A 17,355-nucleotide genomic window follows, 5' to 3' on the forward strand; every position below is an offset into this window, starting at 1 on the left:
ATCAGGCCGGGGACACGCGTCTCGGGGGCCGCGTCCTTGTAGAACTCGACACCCTGGACGAGCGAAGAGGCGCAGTTGCCCACACCCACGATGGCCACGCGCACCGAACCCATGCGCCGCTGTCGTTCGCCACTCATGCGCTGCTCCCGTTCGCCGTTGCGAGTGATTTCGCGCTGTCATCAAAGACCAGCGCCGAATCCACTGTCCCCAACCTGTCGGGTACCGGACAGCCCTCAAGAGACGCCCCTCTTCCGCCCATGCCCGCCTGGTCAGACCCTTTCGTGCGCCTCTCCACGGGCCCGCCGCCGGCGGGCCCTGCGGAGGAGGCGGAGGGCGACGTAGGCGAACAGGAGGAGGGCGAGCAGGGCGATGATCGGCGCGAGGGTGGCGAGGAGGCTCAGCCCCAGGGACGCGACGTCCTCGATGACGCTGACCACCGGGGCGCCGGTGCCGAGCGTCCCGGCGTTCACCACCGGGCGGACGCTCGCCTTCGCCGCCCCCCGTGAGTGTGTCCTTACCCGCCGGTGATGTCCGCCGGCCGTGTTCTGATCAGATGTTCCCTGAGCCGCCACCGGTTCCACCTGCCTCCTCACTCCGGATGGCACGGTAAATGATGGGAAAAATCGGATCTACTGCGTAAAGGTGGGAACCCGTGAGCGCCTACGATCGTCAACCATGACGGGACGAGGGACAGGGAGGACGATGGCGGGGCCGGGGACATGGCCGGCGCGGGCGCGAGCCCGTTTCGGTGATCGGGGTCTCGCCGTCGCCCTCCTTCTCGTACTGCTCGCCGCGGCGATCGTGCCGCTGGTGGCGCTGCCGGCCGTCCGGTGCGAGGTGTTCGGCGCCGGCTGCCGCGCGCCGCTCCCGGGCGTCCAGGCGCACACCGCCGCACGCGACCGCGACCAGCCGCCCACTCCCGCCGAGGCCGCCACTCGCGGTGCCTACGTGGCGCTCGGCGACTCCTACTCCGCGGGCGTCGGAGCCGAGGGCGGCATCGCCGACGCGAACCCGCTGAGCAAGTGCGACCGGACGTCCCGGGCGTACTACCACACCGTCGCCAAGACCTTCCGGTTCGCGGGCGGCAGCTCCTTCTGGGCCTGCTCGGGCGCGACCACCGGCGACATCCGCGGTGGCCGGGCGGGCGAGCCGTCCCAGCTGAACCGGCTGACCGCCGGGACCACCCTGGTCACGATCAGCGTCGGCGGCAACGACATCGGCTTCTCCAAGATCATGGCGGGCTGCGTGGTCAAGCTCCCGTGGTCCAAGGGCTGCGAGAAGCAGGGCGGCGACATCGCCGACCGGATGGCCGCGCTGCGCGAATCGCTGCCCCGGCTGATCACGCAGATCACCACGCGCGCGCCGCGTGCCCGGGTGATCATGATGGGCTACCCGCGGCCGTTCTCGGAGATCTCCGCGAACGGCGGCGACAACCTCACGCTGAGCGACCAGCGCTGGCTGAACGGCCGCGCCCGCGACCTGAACGAGCTCATCCGGCAGGCCGTGTCCGAGGCCGACCAGCACGTCGCCGCCACCCGCGGCGAGGGCAGCGTGGAGTTCGTGGACGCCTACAGCGCGTTCTCCGGACACGAGGCGGGCAGCTCCGACCCGTACATGAACGGCCTGTCGGTGGACCTGGGCGCCCTGGCCGCCGAGCCGCGCAGCTACCACCCCACCGCCAAGGGGCAGGACGCCCTGGCCAGGCTCTTCGTCGACCAGATCAACAAGGGCCCCGGCCGCCCCCTCAACCAGCAGGCGTGAACGGGCGCCGCCCCGCCGGGGTCACTCGCCGGCGCCCGTGATGCGGTCGAGGCGCTCGACCGCGTCGGCGAACTCCTCGATCATGTCGTAGACGACCTGCCGGGCGGGCCGGACGGTGTTCATGAGCCCGACGCACTGCCCGACGAAGTAGTTCGCCAGGTCGCGGGCGCCCTCGTTGCCGGACTCGGCGACCTTGGTGATCTGCCGCATCGCGCCCTCGGCGACGATCATCTGGAGCGGCATGCCGAGCGGCCCGGGGCTTGCCGCCGACTCCCACTCGTCGGTCCAGGCGGAGCGGAGCTGCCGGGCGGGCTTGCCGGTGCGGGACCGGGACCGGACGGTGTCGCGGGACGTCGCGGCGAGCATCTTGGCCTTGACGGCGGGGGAGGTCTCGGCCTCCTCGGTGGTGAGCCAGACCGAGCCGCACCAGACCCCGGACGCGCCGAGCGCGAGCGCCGCGGCCATCTGGCGTCCGGTGGCGATGCCGCCCGCGGCGAGGACGGGCAGCGGCGCGACGGCGTCCACGACCTCGGGGACGAGCACCATGGTGGAGATCTCGCCGGTGTGGCCGCCCGCCTCGCCACCCTGGGCGACGATGAGGTCGACCCCGGCGGCGACCTGGCGGCGGGCGTGCTCGACGGTGCCGACGAGCGCGGCGACCGGGACCCCGGCGGCCTTGGCACGGTCGACCATGAGCGGGGGAGGGGTGCCGAGGGCGCTGGCGATGAGCGCGATCGGGTGGCCGAGCGCGACGTCGATCAGCTCGGTCGCGCCGCGCGGGGTGACCTGCGTTCCGCTTCGTCCGCCCGCGCGCTTGGCGGCCTCGAAGTCGGGCAGCGGCACGCCGTACTTCTCGAACAGGCCGAACAGGAACTCCCAGTGTTCCTGGGGGACGGCGGCGAGCATGGTGTCGAGGCCGCCGTCGCCGCGCGAGGCGCGCTCGGCGGATTCGTCGATCTTCGCGGGGACGAGCACGTCGACGCCGTAGGGGCGTCCGCCGACGTGGTCGTCGATCCAGCGCAGTTCCTCCTCGAGCCGTTCGGGCGTGTAGGCGACGGCGCCGAGGACGCCGAGGCCGCCGGCGTTGGTGACGGCGGCGACCACGTCGCGGCAGTGGGAGAAGGCGAAGAGGGGGAACTCGATGCCGAATCGCTCGCAGACGTCGGTGCGCATGCGGCGACGGTACTTCGCCGAACGTCATTCGGTCCAGGGGGCCTCGCGGTATCGGCGGATCAGGTCGTCCTCGCCGTAGCGCCGTGTCGCGACGTGCCAGTCGAGGATGCCGGCCATCCAGTTCTGCAGGTCACGGACGAGTTCGCCGAGCGCCTCCCGCGCCTCGTTCGGCAGCTCCATGTCGTCGCACAGGACGGGCAGCTCGTGCACGACGACGTGCTGGAACTGCCGCATCCGCGAGTCCATGAGGTCGGCGGCGATCCGCAGCGCGGTCGGGTAGTCGCAGCCGAAGAAGTTCTGCACGACGAGGATCGTGTTGTTGATCTCCCCCTCGAACTCGATCTCCTTCTGGTACGAGTACGCGTCGTTGGCCAGGCCCAGGAAGTCGGACGCCGAGTTCAGCAGCGATCGGACGGGGCCGCTGGCGTACACCTCGTCCGGGAGCGCGGCGTCCGTTCCGAGGCGGCCCAGGCCGACCGTGAGGTCCGTGCCGAAGGCGCTCCGGCGCATCTCGATGTGGTCCACGGGGTCGGGGACGCGGTTCTGGAGCTGGTTGCCGAGTTCCCACAGCCAGCCCTCGAACATCGCGTCGGCGCCCGCGCGGAGGCGGCGGCGCGCCTCGGGGGACAGGGAGCCGACCGTCCGCGGCCACAGGTCCGCGATGCCGCGTTCGAGCGCGTTGGCGGGTGACGGGACGGCGACGCCGTCGTCCACGGGCATGAACAGGCCCATCCGGAGGTTGGCGGCGCGTGCCCCGGCGAAGTCGCGGCCGCGGCCGAACACCGCGGGGTAGTAGTCGTCGGCGTAGGTGCCCCAGGCGAGCCACTGGGCCAGGAGGCTGAGCGCGTCGGGGCCGGCGTCGGGCCTGATCCCGGCGGCGGCCAGCGCGAAGTCGAAGCCGTCGAGCAGCGCCGCGTCCCAGAGGCCCGGGCCGGGGACGCCGGGGTCGGCGCGCAGCAGGCCCATCCGGTCGAACCAGTCGGCGACGGCGGCGCGCGCGGTGTCCAGGTGCGGGTTCGGGCTCACCTCGAACGGCATGGGGATCTCGGGGATGACCGACGGCCCGACCCGGCTCGGCACGTGCGCGTACTTGCGGAGCCGGGCGACGGCGGGCGGGCCGAACAGCGACCGGATGTCCAGGCCGCTCGTCCCGAGCCCGGCGGTGCCCGGGAGGTCGAGCCGGGGCGCCGCGTCGTCCTCGTCCAGCGCGCCCTGGTTCATGTAGCGGGACGAGCGCAGGTGCCACTCCTGCCCGCCGGCCTGCCAGTCCTGGAGGCCCTTGACGTAGGCGCCGACCCGCGCGACCTCGGGCGGGGTGAGGCGCTCCTCGACGCACAGCGCCGGGACCTCGGTGAGGGCGGTGTGCTCGAACTGCTGGATCCGGGACGTGAGGATGTCGTTGACCGCGTCGGCGGCCTCCTGCGTGCCGCAGTCGAAGAACGTCTCCAGGACGAGGACGCCGTTGCTGAGCTCGCCCTCGTCCTCGACCTCGCGCTGGTAGGAGAACAGGTCGTTGCGCAGGTGGACGGCGTCGGAGAACGCGTCGCGCAGCACGCCCATCGGCCGCGACCCGGCGATCCGCGCGGGGAGCTCGGCGTTCGCGGCGTGCTCGACCAGGCACGCCGACCAGGGTGCGCCCCCGACCCGGCGGCGCATCTCGATGTACTCGATCGGGTTGGAGATCCGGTGCGCGTTGATGTTCGACAGTTCCCAGAGCGACTCGTTCAGCAGGTGCCGGGTGTGCTCGGTGAACCGTTCGCGCCACGCCTCGGACATCGCCGGGACGGTCCGGGCCCACAGGTCGACGAGGCCCGCCTCCACCGGGTTGGACGGCTCGGGCACGCCGCCCATGTCGCCGTCCACGGGCATGAACGAGGGCAGCCGCGCCAGATGGTCGCGGCCGCCCTCGCGGTCACCGGTGCGCTTGAAGCGCTCGACGAAGTGGTCGTCGAAGAAGAACACCCACACATACCAGTCGGTGATGAGGGCGAGCTCGCCGGCGTCGCAGTCGGGATGGGTGTAGGCGCACAGGAGCGGGTAGTCGTGCGCCTCCAGGTCGGCCTGCTCCCAGACGTCCGAGCCCTCCAGCATGCCCATCGCCCGCGCCCACGGCACCGAGTGGGCGCGGGCCGCCCCGAGGTTCGGGTTCAGCCGCGCGGGATACGCGGAGTAGAACTTCGGCAGCTGGAACGGCTGTGTCGTGCCGACCACGCCCATGGGCGGACCACCCTCTCGCCTGGTGCCGGAAAAATACGTTCCCGGCGCGCATTCTTACAGAGAGTGACGATTGCCCGGTGGTCAGATCAGCGTGCCCCGCGGTACCGGTCTGTGGCCTCGATGAGGAGGTTGAGCGTGCCGGGCTCGTCGAAGCCGTGGCCCGCGTCCGGGACGATGTGCAGCTCGGAGCCGGGCCAGGCCTTGTTCAGGGCCCACGCGGCGTCCGGCGGGGTGAGCAGGTCGTAGCGACCGTTGACGATGATCCCGGGCAGGCCGTTCAGCCGGGGCGCGTCGCGCAGCAGCTGGCCGGGCTCGAGGAAGCAGCCGTTGCCGAAGTAGCGGTTCTCCAGGCGGGCGACGGCGACGGCCGAGCGGACGTCGTCCTCCTCCTCGCGGGGGACGAGGTAGCAGGTGCCGTCCTCCCACCGCGTCCAGGCGAGCGCGGCCGGGACGTGGACGTCCGGGTCGGGGTCGGCGAGGCGGCGCGCGTAGGCGGCCATGTAGTCGCCGCGCTCGTCCTCGGGGATCGCGTCGCGGAAGCCCTCGAAGGCGTCCGGGAACAGCCGGGACACGCCGCCCTCGGCGAAGCACCACGGCTCGTCCTCGGGCAGGACGAGGTAGACGCCGCGCAGCACCAGCGCGATCACCCGGTCCGCGTGCGCCTGCGCGTAGGCGAGCGACAGCGTGCTGCCCCACGAGCCGCCGAACACGACCCAGCGCTCGATGCCGAGGTGCTCGCGGAGGCGCTCCATGTCGGCGACGAGCGCGGCCGTGGTGTTGGCGGACAGGTCGATGTCCGGCTCGGAGGCGTGCGGGAGGCTGCGTCCGCAGTTGCGCTGGTCGAACAGGACGACCCGGTAGGCCTCCGGGTCGAACAGGCGGCGGCTCGTCGGCGAGCAGCCGCCGCCGGGGCCGCCGTGCACGAACACCGCGGGCGTCCCGTCCGGGGCGCCGCAGGTCTCCCAGTAGATCTCGTCCTGGCCGCCGACGGGCAGCATGCCGACCGCGTACGGCTCGACCGGTGGATAAAGTCCCCTCATGATCACAGTGTCCCGCATGCGCGGAACCGCTGGTCACACGGGGGAGTGCGCCTCACCGGTCACACGGGGACGAAGAGCGGGTAGGACTCGCCCTCGTCCGGGTGGACGAACCGGGCCCGCAGCGGGAGGCCTTCGCGGAGGCCGGCCGCGTCGACGCCGTCCAGGCGGGCGTGGATCCACGGGCCCTCGGCGAGTTCGACGAGTCCGAGCAGCGCGGGCGGGGGAGTGGAGCCGTCCTCCCCCGGACGGCCGTGCAGGACCGTCCAGGTGATGAGGACGGCCTCGCCCGACGCGTCCGCCCACTCCAGGTCCTCGGTGCCGCAGTCCGGGCAGGACGTGGCGTCCGGCGCGAGGAAGGCGTCGCCATCGGCGCCGCAACCGGCGCAGAGCCGGACGGCGAGCCGGTCGCGGGCGGCGGCGTCGAAGAAGCCGTCGGTGCGGCCGTCGCGGCGCAGGATCCCGATGTCCATCAGGCCCCCTTCCGGTGCGGGCTGAGGATCAGCGTCGCGTGGTGGTCGAGGATGCCGCCGTTGCCGCTGACCAGGATCACGTCGCTCGCGGCCTGGCGGTCGCCGCCGTCCCCGCGCGCCTGGATCACGGCCTCCGACACCGGCGTCATGCCCCACATGTAGTACCCGGACAGCTGCCCGCCGCCGGTGTTGGTCGGCAGCGAGCCGTCCAGGCCGAGTGCCCCGGACGCGGCGAACGCGCCGCCCTCGCCCTTGCCGCAGAAGCCGTAGTCCTCCAGTGACACGAGGACGGTGTAGGTGTAGCAGTCGTAGAGCTGGGCCTGCGTGACGTCGTCGGTGGTGATCCCGGCCATCTTCATCGCGATGGGCCCGGAGGTCGCGGCGCCCGTGGAAAGCCCGAACGCGCTGCCGCGCTCCTTGCGGTGCCCCGGGTGCCCCTGCCCCCAGCCCCACAGGTGGACGGGCGGACGGGCCAGGTCCGCGGCGCGGTCGGCGCCGGTCACCACGACCGCGATCGCGCCGTTGGAGACCAGGCAGCAGTCGAGCAGGTGCAGCGGCTCGGCGACCCAGCGGGAGTTCTGGTGGTCCTCGAGGGTGATCGGGTCGCGCATCTGCGCGAGCGGGTTGCGGGACGCCCAGTCGCGCGTGCTCACCGCGATCGCGCCGAGCTGCTCGCCGGTCGTCCCGTAGCGGGCCATGTGGCGCTGCGCGGCGAGCGCGTAGAACGCGTTCACGCTGCGGAAGCCGAGCGCGGCGGTCATCCCGCCGAACCCGTACCACTCGGGGGCGTCGCGGTGGTAGGCCGAGCCCGCCGACTGCTTCGGCTTGAGCGGCGCGTCCGCGAACACGCAGGCCACGGTCGTCGCGGCGCCGGACAGCACCGACATCGCCGCGTACGACAGCATCGCCCCGGCGGTCGCGCCGAAGGAGTTCATCTGGGTCAGCAGCCGCAGGTCGCGCAGGCCGAGGGTGTCGGCCAGCTCGATCCCGGGCGAGCCGCCGAGGCCGTGGCTGACCAGCAGCCCGTCCAGGTCGCCGAGGGCGAGGCCCGCGTCGGCGACCGCCGCGCGCACCGCGTCGGCGGCCAGCCTGCGCGGGCTGCGTCCGTACACCCTGCCGAGCTCGGTCATGCCGAGGCCCGCGATGGCCGCGCCGTCGTTCATGGCGCCCACCGTACCGAACAGCATTCGGTTCTGGCCATGCCGAGGCCCGGTGACCGGGGTCACCGGGCCTCGGCCGGTGCCGTGCGCCGCCCTCAGGTCGCCGGCACCCGCTCCCGGAACCTCCCGCTCTCGGGCCCCCGCGCTCCCGCCCGCGCCTCAGGACGCCAGGACGGCGCGCAGGAACTCGCGGGTGCGCTCCTCGCTCGGGTCCTCGAAGATCGCCTCCGGCGTGCCCTCCTCGACGATGCGGCCCTGGTCGAACATCAGGACGCGGTCGGAGATGTCGCGCGCGAAGCCCATCTCGTGCGTCACGCACAGCATCGTCACGTCCGTGCTGCGGGCGATGTCGCGCAGCAGGTCCTGGACGCCGACGACCAGCTCGGGGTCGAGCGCGGAGGTCACCTCGTCCAGCAGCAGGACGGTCGGCTCCATGGCCAGCGCCCGCGCGATGGCGACGCGCTGCTGCTGGCCGCCCGACAGCTGGGTCGGGTGGGCGTCCTCCTTGTCGGCGAGCCCGACCATCTCCAGCAGGCCGCGCGCCCGCTCGACCGCCTCGTCCTTGCCGAGCCCCAGGACGTGCACGGGCCCCTCGGTGAGGTTGCGCAGCACGTTCATGTTGGGGAACAGGTTGAACTGCTGGAACACCATGCCGATCCGCTTGCGCATCTCGTGCAGGTGCTTCTCGCCGGCCTTGACGAGCTTCCCGCCGCGCTCCATGTGCCACAGCGGTTCGTCCCCGACGCGGATGACGCCGCCGTCCGGCCGCTCCAGGGTCATCAGCAGCCGCAGGATCGTGGTCTTGCCCGAGCCGGACGGCCCGATCAGCGTGACCCGGTCCCCGGCGCCGACGGTGAAGTCGAGGTGGTCCAGCACGACGTTCTCGCCGAACCGCTTGACGACCTGCTCGAACTTGATCCCGCACGGCACCCGCGTCGGGGGCTTGGCGGCGCCTTCCGTGGCATCGGCGGCCTTCTCGGGCACCGGCTCGGCGGGGGAGGAGGTGAGGTCAGTCGGTGGCATAGTGCTTCTCCAGACGTCGCAGGGCGATGGACGACAGGACGCTGACGACGATGAAGAACAGCCCGGCGACGGTGATCGGCTCGAGGTACTTCAGGGTGTGCGCGCCCTGGTCGAACGCCTTGCCCAGCAGTTCGGTCACGGTGATCGCGAGCAGGAACGGCGTGTCCTTGAACATGGCGATCAGGTAGTTGCCCAGGGTCGGGACGACCCGGCGGACCGCCTGCGGCAGCACCACGCCGAACCAGACGCGGCGGCGCGGGAGGTTCAGCGCGGTCGCCGCCTCCCACTGGCCGCGCGGCACGTCCTCGATGCCCGCCCGGTACACCTCGGCGGTGTAGGTGGAGTAGTGCAGGCCGAGGCCCACGATCCCGGCCGTCAGCGGGCCGAGCGTGATGCCCCAGGCGGGCAGCACGTAGAAGATGAAGAACAGCTGGACCAGCAGCGGGGTGCTGCGGATGAACTCGGTCACCCACCGGACGGTCTGGCGGACCACCACGCTCGGCGAGCGCCGCAGCAGCACCCAGACCAGGCCGAGCGCCAGCGCGATCAGGTAGCCGAACAGCGTGGCGGTGACGGTGACCCGCAGGCCGTCCAGAAGGTCCGGAATGATCCTTCCGGTGTAGTTCCAGTCCCAGTTCACGACACCACCGCCCCACCGGCCGAGGCCGCGACGGGGGCCGGACGGGGCGGCAGCCCCCGGCCGAGCATCCGGGCGGTGCGCCGCTCAGCGATCCGCACCAGCACCTGCAGCGCCTGCGCGATCACGAAGTAGATCACCAGGATCACCGCGAACGACGCGGCGGTCTGCCCCGTGGAGGCCTGGATCTGCTTGGCCCGGAACGTCAGGTCGGCGATCGCCACGAGCGACACGCCCGCCGTCGCCTTCATCAGCTCGATGAGCAGGTTGCCGAACGGCGGCAGCATCAGCGCGGTGGCCTGCGGCAGCAGGACCCGGCGCATCCGCTGCCCGGCGGTGAAGTTCAGCGCGCACGCCGCCTCCCACTGGGCGCGCGGGACGGCGTTGATCGCGCCGCGCACGACCTCCGCGCCGTACGCGCCGTAGTTCAGCCCGATGGCGAGGACGGCCGCCGCGATCGGCGTGAACCGCAGCCCCAGCAGCGGAAGCGCGTAGAAGAACCAGTACATCAGCACCAGCGCCGCGACACCCCGGAAGAACTCCACGTAGACCCGGTTGACGGCGCGCGGCAGGGCGCTCCGCGCGGTCCCGGCGAGCCCGAAGAGCAGGGCCAGGACCAGTGCGAACGCGGCCCCGTAGAGGGTGATCTGGAGGGTGGTCCAGGCCCCTCTCAGGAGCAGCGGATAGCTGTCGAGTACGTCGGACATCGGCGGTCAGCCCTGGCAGAACCGGGCGGCCGTGTCGTTCGGGCCGGGCAACTCGGCCTGGGTGAACCCGAACGGCTGGATGACCGGCAGCAGCCGGTTGCCCTTCTTGAGCTCCGCCAGCTTGTCGTTGAACGCCTTCAGCAGGTCGCCGTCGGCCTTGCGGAACGCGAACGCGCCCGCGCCGAACTGCTCCTTCCCGCCGATCACCGGCACGAACGCGTCGGTGACCTCGAACGCCGAGCCCTGGTGCTTGGACAGCAGGTCGGCCAGGGAGATGCGGGTCAGCGCGATGGCGTCGATCCGGCCGGCCTTCAGGCCCTCGAACGCGCTCGGCTGGTCCGGGAAGGTCTTGATGTTCCCCTTGGAGACCCCCAGCTTGGCGGCGTAGTCGCCCTCCACCGCGCCGGTCAGCACGCCGACCTTCAGCTTCTTCTGCGCCGCGTCCTCGAACTTGTGGACGCCCTTGGGGTTGCCCTTCGGGACCATGAACGCCGTCTTGGCGACGTACTCGGGGTCGGAGAAGGCGACCTCGCCGCAGCGCTCCGGGGTGACGAACATGCCGGCCGCGATCACGTCGAACCGCTTGGCCTTCAGGCCGCCGATCAGGCCGCCGAAGTCGACGTTGACGCCCTCGACCTTGCCGATGCCGAGTTCCTTGAAGACCACCCGGGCCAGCTCGGGCGCCTCCCCGGTGAGCTTCCCGCTCTTGTCGGTGAAGCCGTACGGGGACTCGTTGGCGAACCCGATGGTGATCTTGCCGTCCTGTGTGGCCCGCTTCAGCGTGCCGCCGCCCTTCTGCTCCTCCGCGGGGTCGGTGGTGGAGCAGCCCGCGGCGACGAGCGGCACCGCCGCGCCGAGCAGCGCCGCGGTCCGCAGGAACGCGCGACGGTCGGTGCCGAACGGTTCGTGGTTGGTCATCTTCTCGACTCCTGGGGTGCGCCGCGTCCGCCGGGCCCCGAAGGACCCGGCGGACGCGGCCTGGGATCTCGTGGCGGACAGGTGAGGGGTTGATCCAGTTGTGCGCCGGCGGGCCTGGCGGGTCAGCCGAGCGGACGGTTCAGCGGACGAAGTGGGTCAGCGGACGAATCGGTTCAGCGGACGAAGCGGATCCCGGTCACCGGATCGGGGTGAAGTCGCGCGCGCCGATGAACGACGGGCGTGGGGACGGCGCGGAGAACGGCTCCTCGCACGTGTTCTCGACGCTGTTGAACACGACGAACACGTTCGACCGCGGGAACGGCGTGATGTTGCCGTTCGAGCCGTGCATGCAGTTGCAGTCGAACATCGTCGCCGAGCCCGCCGGGCCGGTGAACAGCTCGATGCCGTGCTTGTCGGCGAGGATCGACAGGCTGCTCGGGTCGGGCGTGCCGATCTCCTGGCTCTTCAGCGACTCCCGGTAGTGGTCCTCCGGGGTCTCGCCGACGCAGGTCACGAACGTCCGGTGCGACCCGGGCATGATCATCAGCCCGCCGTTGTGGACGAAGTTCTCGGTCAGCGCGATCGAGATGCTCACCGCGCGCATCCGCGGCATGCCGTCCTCGGCGTGCCAGGTCTCGAAGTCGGAGTGCCAGTAGAAGTCCCTGCCGGTGAACCCCGGCTTGTAGTTCACCCGGCTCTGGTGGACGTACACGTCCGAGCCGAGGATCTGCCGGGCCCGGCCGACGACCCGCTCGTCCCGGACCAGCTCGGCGAACACCTCGCTGATCCTGTGCACCTCGAAGATCGACCGGACCTCGCCCGTGCCGCGCTCGGTGACGGTCCGCTCGTCGGCGAGGATCGCCGGGTCGGACGCCAGCCGGCGCAGCTCGCCGCGGAACCGCTCGACCTCGTCCGGCTCGATCAGCCGGTCGATGGTCAGGTAGCCGTTGGCGTCGTAGCCGTCCAGGGTGGCCGCGTCGATCGGGCCGGAGTCCGGCGAGCCGTAGACCACCGGGTCCTGCCGGTACAGCAGCGCGGCCTCACCGCACTTGCGGGTCGGATAGGAGTCGTCGATGCTCGGGTGGGTCTCGATCACGCTCACGCGTCCGTTCCCTCCAGCTCGGTGATCAGCGGGTAGACGCCGTTCTCGTCGTGGACCTCCCGGCCGGTGCACGGCGGGTTGAAGACGCAGACGGTCCGCACGTCGGTGTGGGCGCGCAGCATGTGGTGCTCGTGGCCGTCGAGCAGGTACATGACGCCCGGCCCGATCCGGTGCCTCTCCCCGGTCTCCTCGTTGATCAGCTCGCCCTCGCCGGCGATGCAGTAGACGGCCTCGATGTGGTTCGCGTACCACATCCGCGTCTCCGTCCCCGCGTACAGGACGGTGTCGTGCAGGGAGAATCCGACCTGCTCCTTGGCCAGCACCAGGCGCCGGCTGGCCCAGGTCTCGGCCTGGACGTCCCGGTCGGTGCCGACGATCTCGTTCAGCGATCGGACGATCATTCGGTGCTCCTCGGGTCTGGATCCCGGTCGGGTCAGGCGTGCACGGCGGTACGGGCGGCGGCGACCGACTCGGCCAGCAGCTCCAGCCCCTCGGCCAGCTCCTCGGGAGTGGTGGTCAGCGGCGGCAGCAGCTTCACGACCTCGTCGTTCGGCCCGGACGTCTCCATCAGCAGGCCGCGTCCGAACGCCTCGGCGCAGATCCGCGAGGCCGTTGCCGGGTCACGGGTCTCCATACCCCAGACCAGCCCGCGTCCACGCACGTCGGCGATGGCGCCCGCGTGCTCGAGGGCGATCCCGTCGAGCGCCGCCTTGATCTGCCGGCCCTTGGCCAGCGTCCGCTCCTCCATGCCCCCGTCCGTCCAGTGGTCCTCCAGGGCGCCGACGGCCGTGACGAACGCCGGGTTGAAGCCGCGGAAGGTGCCGTTGTGCTCGCCGGGCTCCCAGACGTCCAGCTCGCGGCGCATCAGCGTGATCGCGAAGGGCAGGCCGTACCCGGACAGGGACTTGGACAAACAGACGATGTCGGGCGTGATCCCGGCGGCCTCGAAGCTGAAGAACGGCCCGGTCCGGCCACAGCCCATCTGGACGTCGTCGACGATCAGCAGGATCCCGTGCCGCCGGCACAGGTCCGCGAGGCCGCGCAGCCACTCGGGGGAGGCGACGTTGACGCCGCCCTCGCCCTGGACGGTCTCGACGATCACCGCGGCGGGCTTGTCCAGGCCGCTGCCCGAGTCGCCCAGCATCGTCTCGAACAGCAGGAAGTCGGGGGTGCGGCCGTCGAGGTAGTTGTCGTAGGGCATGGCCACGCCGTGCCCCAGCGGGACGCCCGCGCCGGTCCGCTTCATGGAGTTGCCGGTCACCGCGAGCGCGCCGAGCGTCATGCCGTGGAAGGCGTTGGTGAACGACACGACCGTCTCGCGGCCGGTGTACTTGCGGGCCAGTTTCAGCGCCGCCTCGACCGAGTGGTTGCCGGCCGGGCCTGGGAACTGGACCTTGTAGTCGAGCCCGCGGGGCTTCAGCACGATCTCGTCGAAACGTTCCAGGAACCGGCGTTTCGCGGCGGTGTGCATGTCGAGTGAGTGGACGATCTGGTCCGAGGCTAGATAGTCCAGAAGCCGCTGTTTCAGGGCGGGGTCGTTGTGTCCGTAGTTGAGCGTTCCGGCGCCGGCGAAGAAATCGAGGAACGTGCGTCCGTTCTCGTCGGTGATGCGGCTGCCCTGTGCGGTGGTGAACACCGTGGGCCAGCCTCGGCAATAACCGCGGACTTCCGATTCCAGGCGCGCGAAAACGTCCATCTGGACCTCCGGAGGTTTGGAGCTTGCGTTTGGCGGGGTGGCTGAGCGGATTCGGGGCGCGGAGTGGGTGGGCGAGCGGGAGCGGGGAGCGGATCGGGGGAGCGCGGGGACGTGCGGGACCGTGCGGTCAGTCCCTCCCCAGCGGGCCGATCCGGAACAGGACCTCGGGCTCGTGCCCGTCCAGGAGATCCGATCCGAACAGCGGGGTACGGGTGAGCTCCGCGCCGCGGTCGCGCGCGAACGAGCTGAACAGGGCCGTGGAGGCGGCGTTGCCCGGGGTGACGGTCGCCTCCAGGGCACGGGCGCCGTGGGGCGCCAGCCGGTCGGCGAGACCGTCCAGCATGAGCCGGGCCAGGCCGCGTCCGCGCCGTGCCGGATCCACCGCGACCTGCCACACGAACAGCGTGTCGGGGGCCTCCGGACGCAGGAATCCGGTGACGAATCCGCGCGCCCCGCCGTTCTCGTGAACGGCGTCGTGAGCGGGTTCGCCGGCGGCGTCGCGGGCCACGATCGAGGTCGCCGCGAAGTCGCGGCACCACAGGGTGTAGCTGTATGCGGAATTGACGTCGAGGACGCCTGACTCGCGCGCCATCCGCCAGAGGTCCGGTCCGTCTCGCGGGGTCGGTTTCGCGAGGACGAATCCGGTGCCGCTATGGGCCCGGTCCGTGGTGGAACTCAGTGGTTGCACTGCCATGAACAGGAAACTTAGCGAATCTCAGCGGCCATCGTTATTTATCGTTATCTACGGGATGTTTGGGCATCCTACGGGCGGGTAGGGTGACCCGCTTGCATTTTTCGGGAATGCACACCGCGCTTTTCGGGGCCACATCGGAACGCTCTAATCGCGGTCTGCCCAGGGCGGACGCCGGACCTGCGGGCCGCGGCGCGGGCCCCGGCCGGCGCGCGGGGGTCCCCCGCCCCGGCGGTGCGGGGTCCGGGAACGTCCGGTCTCAATTGTGTGAGGTGAATCACATCGCCTGCATGTCATCTGCAAGGACGCTGAACGCGTCGTCGCGCCATCGCCCGAAGGCTCACGGTAGGGGTGTGTCCGCGAACGCGAAAGGGCCCCACGCCGAAGCGTGGGGCCCTCGCGGAAGAACGCTCTGGTGGCGGCCCTGGGACGGCCCGGAGAAACCCGGCTCAGCCCTTGTCGGCGAACCCGTCGGTCGCCTCGATCAGGCGGTGCAGGATGCCCGGCTCGTTGTAGGCGTGGCCCGCGTCCGGCACCAGGTGGAACTCGGCCTCCGGCCACGCCCGGTGCAGGTCCCAGGCCGTCGCGGCCGGGGTGCACACGTCGTACCGGCCCTGCACGATCACCGCCGGGATGTGCCGGATCTTCTCGACGTCCCCGATCAGCTGCTCGTAGTCGAAGAACCCGTCGTTGACGAAGTAGTGGTTCTCGATCCGGGCGAACGCGACCGCGTACCCGGTCTCGCCGAAGTCGGAGGCCCGCTTCGGGTTCGGCAGCAGCGACACCGTCGCGCCCTCCCAGGTCGCCCACGCGCGCGCCGCCGTCTCCCGCGTCTCGCGGTCGGGGGAGTTCAGCCGCTCGTTGTAGGCCTCCAGCATGTTCTCCCGCTCGTCCTCGGGGATCGGGGCGACGTACTCCTCCCACAGGTCGGGGAACAGCAGCGACGCCCCCTCCTCGTAGAACCAGGTCAGCTCGAACGGGCGGAGCGTGAAGATGCCGCGAAGCACCATCTCGGTCACCCGCTCCGGGTGCGTCTGCGCGTACGCCAGTGCCAGGGCGCTGCCCCACGACCCGCCGAACAGCTGCCACCGGTCGATGCCGAGGTGCTCGCGCAGCAGCTCCATGTCCGCGACGAGGTTCCAGGTGGTGTTGTTCTCCAGCGACACCGACGGGTCGGACGCGTGCGGCGTGCTGCGCCCGCAGTTGCGCTGGTCGAACAGGACGATCCGGTACCGCGCCGGGTCGAACTGCCGCCGGTGGTCCGGGCTGCACCCGCCGCCGGGTCCGCCGTGGATCATCACGACCGGCTTTCCGTCCGGGTTGCCGCAGACCTCCCAGTACACCTGGTCGCCGTCGCCGACCTCGAGCATCCCGGTGTCGTACGGCTCGATCTCCGGATAAAGGGTGCGCAGCTCGGTTTCCACTTAACACTCCCGTCAAGAAATTCCTGGTGATGGGCCGACCGGGCACACCGGTCGCGTCCGCCGCCCAACGTAGCGACAGGCGTGGGCCGGGTGTGTGCCCGGAGCCCGCCGAACCGCCCCTTCCCCCCGAGTCCGGCCGCGATCGGGGACGACGCGGACGACGAGGAGATCGCCGGGAATCGGCCGCCGGACGAGTCCGGCTGTAGGGGAGTGAGCTGTGATTTTCTCCGGTGGCCCCGCCGACAGGAGATCGTGAGGATCAAGGAACTGAACCCCAAACTGGGCAAACGCTCTACGTGGCGGCACTAGAGTGCCTTTGGTGAGCGAAGCGACGAGCCGTGCGGCGGGGGGCGCCGCGATCGCGGCGGAGACCCCCGAACGACAGGCCCGCCCCGGGTCACGGCTCGCTGACTCCAGGCGAGGGATGCGGTGAGCGAACTGAACGGATCCGGCGGCTCGCGCGGGGTCCCGGGCGCCGATTCGTCCTGGCCCGTGCTCGGCCGCGACACCGCCCCCCGGACGGACGTCCCGGCGCAGGCGGGCGGTTCGGCGAACGGGCAGGTCGTCCCAGGTCAGGTGGTGCCCGGACAGGTCGTCCAGAGCCATCACGGCCAGGACGCGAACGGCCGGACCGCGAACGGGCACGCCTCGGCGGAGGCCGGCGAGGCGCAGCCGTGGGACATCGTCGAGCGGCTCCGCCAGATGGCCGACCTCATCGGGGACGCGCTGTCGGCGGGCGAGCGCAAGGTCGAGCAGAGCCAGAACGACGCGGCCACGCAGGTCGCGACCGTCCAGGCGGAGAAGGAGTCGGCGCAGCGCGACGCCGCCGCCGCGTGGGGCGAGGTGCAGCGGGCGCGCGGGCAGGCCGAACAGGCCGACCGCCGCAGCGTCGACACCGAGCGCAGGCTGGCCGAGGCGCAGGCGGAGGCCGCCGCGCAGCTCCAGGCCGTCCAGACGGACGCCGCGGGCCAGATCAGCACCGCGCAGAGCGAGGCCGCCGCCCAGGTCCAGGCGATCCAGGCGGAGAAGGAGACCGCGCAGCGCGACGCCGCCGCCGCGTGGGGCGAGGTGCAGCGCGCCCGCGGGCAGGCCGAGCAGGCCGACCGCCGGGCCGTGGACGCCGAGCGCCGCATGGCCGAGGCGCAGGCCGAGTCGGCCGCGCAGGTCCAGGCGATCCAGGGCGAGAAGGAGGCCGCGCAGCGCGACGCGGCCGCCGCCTGGGGCCAGGCTCAGCAGGGCCGCCAGCAGGCCGACCAGGCCCGCACGCAGATGGAGCAGGCGCAGGTCCAGGCCGAGCAGTCGCGGGCGCAGGCCGAGCAGGCCCGGCAGCAGGAGC

16 protein-coding genes and 2 pseudogenes are annotated in these 17,355 nt (G+C 71.7%); 2 read left to right on the forward strand and 16 right to left on the reverse strand.

From position 1 onward, the window contains the following. Nucleotides 1–113, reverse strand: a pseudogene (locus AB0L06_RS16110) (inositol-3-phosphate synthase); the annotation flags it as partial. 156 nt (nt 114–269) lie between these two features. After that, nucleotides 270–473 (reverse strand): DUF4126 family protein, encoded by a 204-nt coding sequence (locus tag AB0L06_RS16115; RefSeq protein ID WP_500231778.1) that lies wholly within the window; start codon nt 471–473, stop codon nt 270–272. 202 nt (nt 474–675) lie between these two features. Between AB0L06_RS16115 and AB0L06_RS16120 the strand changes: the two genes are divergently transcribed. After that, complete coding sequence (locus AB0L06_RS16120; RefSeq protein ID WP_500231779.1) at nt 676–1,761, forward strand: SGNH/GDSL hydrolase family protein; 1,086 nt, start codon at nt 676–678, stop codon at nt 1,759–1,761. Nucleotides 1,762–1,782: 21 nt separating this feature from the next. Here AB0L06_RS16120 and AB0L06_RS16125 read toward each other — a convergent pair whose 3' ends face one another. The 14 genes from AB0L06_RS16125 to pip (AB0L06_RS16190) form a co-directional block, all read right to left on the reverse strand. After that, nucleotides 1,783–2,934 carry an NAD(P)H-dependent flavin oxidoreductase gene (locus tag AB0L06_RS16125; protein ID WP_500231780.1) on the reverse strand — a complete coding sequence of 384 codons (1,152 nt, stop codon included), beginning with the start codon at nt 2,932–2,934 and terminating at the stop codon, nt 1,783–1,785. A 24-nt stretch (nt 2,935–2,958) separates the two neighbouring features. Continuing rightward, nucleotides 2,959–5,151 (reverse strand): terpene synthase family protein, encoded by a 2,193-nt coding sequence (locus tag AB0L06_RS16130; RefSeq protein ID WP_500231781.1) that lies wholly within the window; start codon nt 5,149–5,151, stop codon nt 2,959–2,961. A gap of 86 nt (nt 5,152–5,237) precedes the next feature. Further along, complete coding sequence (gene pip / locus AB0L06_RS16135) at nt 5,238–6,191, reverse strand: prolyl aminopeptidase (protein WP_500231782.1); 954 nt, start codon at nt 6,189–6,191, stop codon at nt 5,238–5,240. 59 nt (nt 6,192–6,250) lie between these two features. Beyond that, nucleotides 6,251–6,661 carry a Zn-ribbon domain-containing OB-fold protein gene (locus AB0L06_RS16140; protein ID WP_500231783.1) on the reverse strand — a complete coding sequence of 137 codons (411 nt, stop codon included), beginning with the start codon at nt 6,659–6,661 and terminating at the stop codon, nt 6,251–6,253. Continuing rightward, nucleotides 6,661–7,824 carry a thiolase family protein gene (locus AB0L06_RS16145; RefSeq protein ID WP_500231784.1) on the reverse strand — a complete coding sequence of 388 codons (1,164 nt, stop codon included), beginning with the start codon at nt 7,822–7,824 and terminating at the stop codon, nt 6,661–6,663. The genes AB0L06_RS16140 and AB0L06_RS16145 overlap by 1 nt, the downstream gene beginning before the upstream one ends. A 156-nt stretch (nt 7,825–7,980) precedes the next feature. Next, entirely contained in the window at nt 7,981–8,844 is an 864-nt protein-coding gene (ehuA, locus tag AB0L06_RS16150) for an ectoine/hydroxyectoine ABC transporter ATP-binding protein EhuA (RefSeq protein ID WP_500231785.1), read from the reverse strand. Further along, on the reverse strand, nt 8,831–9,484 hold the full coding sequence (gene ehuD, locus AB0L06_RS16155; protein ID WP_500231786.1) for an ectoine/hydroxyectoine ABC transporter permease subunit EhuD: 654 nt from the start codon (nt 9,482–9,484) through the stop codon (nt 8,831–8,833). Before ehuD ends, ehuA begins: the two co-directional genes overlap by 14 nt. Next, entirely contained in the window at nt 9,481–10,188 is a 708-nt protein-coding gene (ehuC, locus tag AB0L06_RS16160; RefSeq protein WP_500231787.1) for an ectoine/hydroxyectoine ABC transporter permease subunit EhuC, read from the reverse strand. The genes ehuD and ehuC overlap by 4 nt, the downstream gene beginning before the upstream one ends. A 6-nt stretch (nt 10,189–10,194) precedes the next feature. Then, the gene (gene ehuB / locus AB0L06_RS16165; RefSeq protein WP_500231788.1) at nt 10,195–11,106 is read right to left on the reverse strand and encodes an ectoine/hydroxyectoine ABC transporter substrate-binding protein EhuB; all 912 of its coding nucleotides are present in this window, start codon (nt 11,104–11,106) and stop codon (nt 10,195–10,197) included. Nucleotides 11,107–11,302: 196 nt separating this feature from the next. Continuing rightward, a complete protein-coding gene (gene thpD / locus AB0L06_RS16170) occupies nt 11,303–12,208 on the reverse strand; it encodes an ectoine hydroxylase (protein ID WP_500231789.1) in 906 nt (301 codons plus the stop codon). Beyond that, nucleotides 12,205–12,609, reverse strand: a complete 405-nt coding sequence (locus AB0L06_RS16175) for an ectoine synthase (protein ID WP_500231790.1) — start codon at nt 12,607–12,609, stop codon at nt 12,205–12,207. The genes thpD and AB0L06_RS16175 overlap by 4 nt, the downstream gene beginning before the upstream one ends. A 32-nt stretch (nt 12,610–12,641) precedes the next feature. Then, the gene (ectB, locus tag AB0L06_RS16180; RefSeq protein ID WP_500231791.1) at nt 12,642–13,904 is read right to left on the reverse strand and encodes a diaminobutyrate--2-oxoglutarate transaminase; all 1,263 of its coding nucleotides are present in this window, start codon (nt 13,902–13,904) and stop codon (nt 12,642–12,644) included. Nucleotides 13,905–14,031: 127 nt separating this feature from the next. Continuing rightward, the gene (ectA, locus tag AB0L06_RS16185; protein ID WP_500231792.1) at nt 14,032–14,598 is read right to left on the reverse strand and encodes a diaminobutyrate acetyltransferase; all 567 of its coding nucleotides are present in this window, start codon (nt 14,596–14,598) and stop codon (nt 14,032–14,034) included. A gap of 446 nt (nt 14,599–15,044) precedes the next feature. Beyond that, nucleotides 15,045–16,007 (reverse strand): prolyl aminopeptidase, encoded by a 963-nt coding sequence (pip, locus tag AB0L06_RS16190; RefSeq protein ID WP_500232187.1) that lies wholly within the window; start codon nt 16,005–16,007, stop codon nt 15,045–15,047. Between the two features lie 441 nt (nt 16,008–16,448). Here pip (AB0L06_RS16190) and AB0L06_RS16195 point away from each other — a divergent pair. Continuing rightward, nucleotides 16,449–17,355, forward strand: a pseudogene (locus AB0L06_RS16195) (hypothetical protein); the annotation flags it as partial.

The sequence above is a fragment of the Spirillospora sp. NPDC052269 genome (assembly GCF_040679435.1).
Taxonomy (GTDB): domain Bacteria; phylum Actinomycetota; class Actinomycetes; order Streptosporangiales; family Streptosporangiaceae; genus Spirillospora.

What these genes read in the sequence shown, in the direction of transcription:
- AB0L06_RS16120 (WP_500231779.1), top strand. Translation starts at nt 676, where the DNA reads ATGACGGGACGAGGGACAGGGAGGACGATGGCGGGGCCGGGGACATGG.
- AB0L06_RS16125 (WP_500231780.1), bottom strand. Translation starts at nt 2,934, where the DNA reads ATGCGCACCGACGTCTGCGAGCGATTCGGCATCGAGTTCCCCCTCTTC.
- AB0L06_RS16130 (WP_500231781.1), bottom strand. Translation starts at nt 5,151, where the DNA reads ATGGGCGTGGTCGGCACGACACAGCCGTTCCAGCTGCCGAAGTTCTAC.
- pip (WP_500231782.1), bottom strand. Translation starts at nt 6,191, where the DNA reads ATGAGGGGACTTTATCCACCGGTCGAGCCGTACGCGGTCGGCATGCTG.
- AB0L06_RS16140 (WP_500231783.1), bottom strand. Translation starts at nt 6,661, where the DNA reads ATGGACATCGGGATCCTGCGCCGCGACGGCCGCACCGACGGCTTCTTC.
- AB0L06_RS16145 (WP_500231784.1), bottom strand. Translation starts at nt 7,824, where the DNA reads ATGAACGACGGCGCGGCCATCGCGGGCCTCGGCATGACCGAGCTCGGC.
- ehuA (WP_500231785.1), bottom strand. Translation starts at nt 8,844, where the DNA reads ATGCCACCGACTGACCTCACCTCCTCCCCCGCCGAGCCGGTGCCCGAG.
- ehuC (WP_500231787.1), bottom strand. Translation starts at nt 10,188, where the DNA reads ATGTCCGACGTACTCGACAGCTATCCGCTGCTCCTGAGAGGGGCCTGG.
- ehuB (WP_500231788.1), bottom strand. Translation starts at nt 11,106, where the DNA reads ATGACCAACCACGAACCGTTCGGCACCGACCGTCGCGCGTTCCTGCGG.
- AB0L06_RS16175 (WP_500231790.1), bottom strand. Translation starts at nt 12,609, where the DNA reads ATGATCGTCCGATCGCTGAACGAGATCGTCGGCACCGACCGGGACGTC.
- ectB (WP_500231791.1), bottom strand. Translation starts at nt 13,904, where the DNA reads ATGGACGTTTTCGCGCGCCTGGAATCGGAAGTCCGCGGTTATTGCCGA.
- ectA (WP_500231792.1), bottom strand. Translation starts at nt 14,598, where the DNA reads ATGGCAGTGCAACCACTGAGTTCCACCACGGACCGGGCCCATAGCGGC.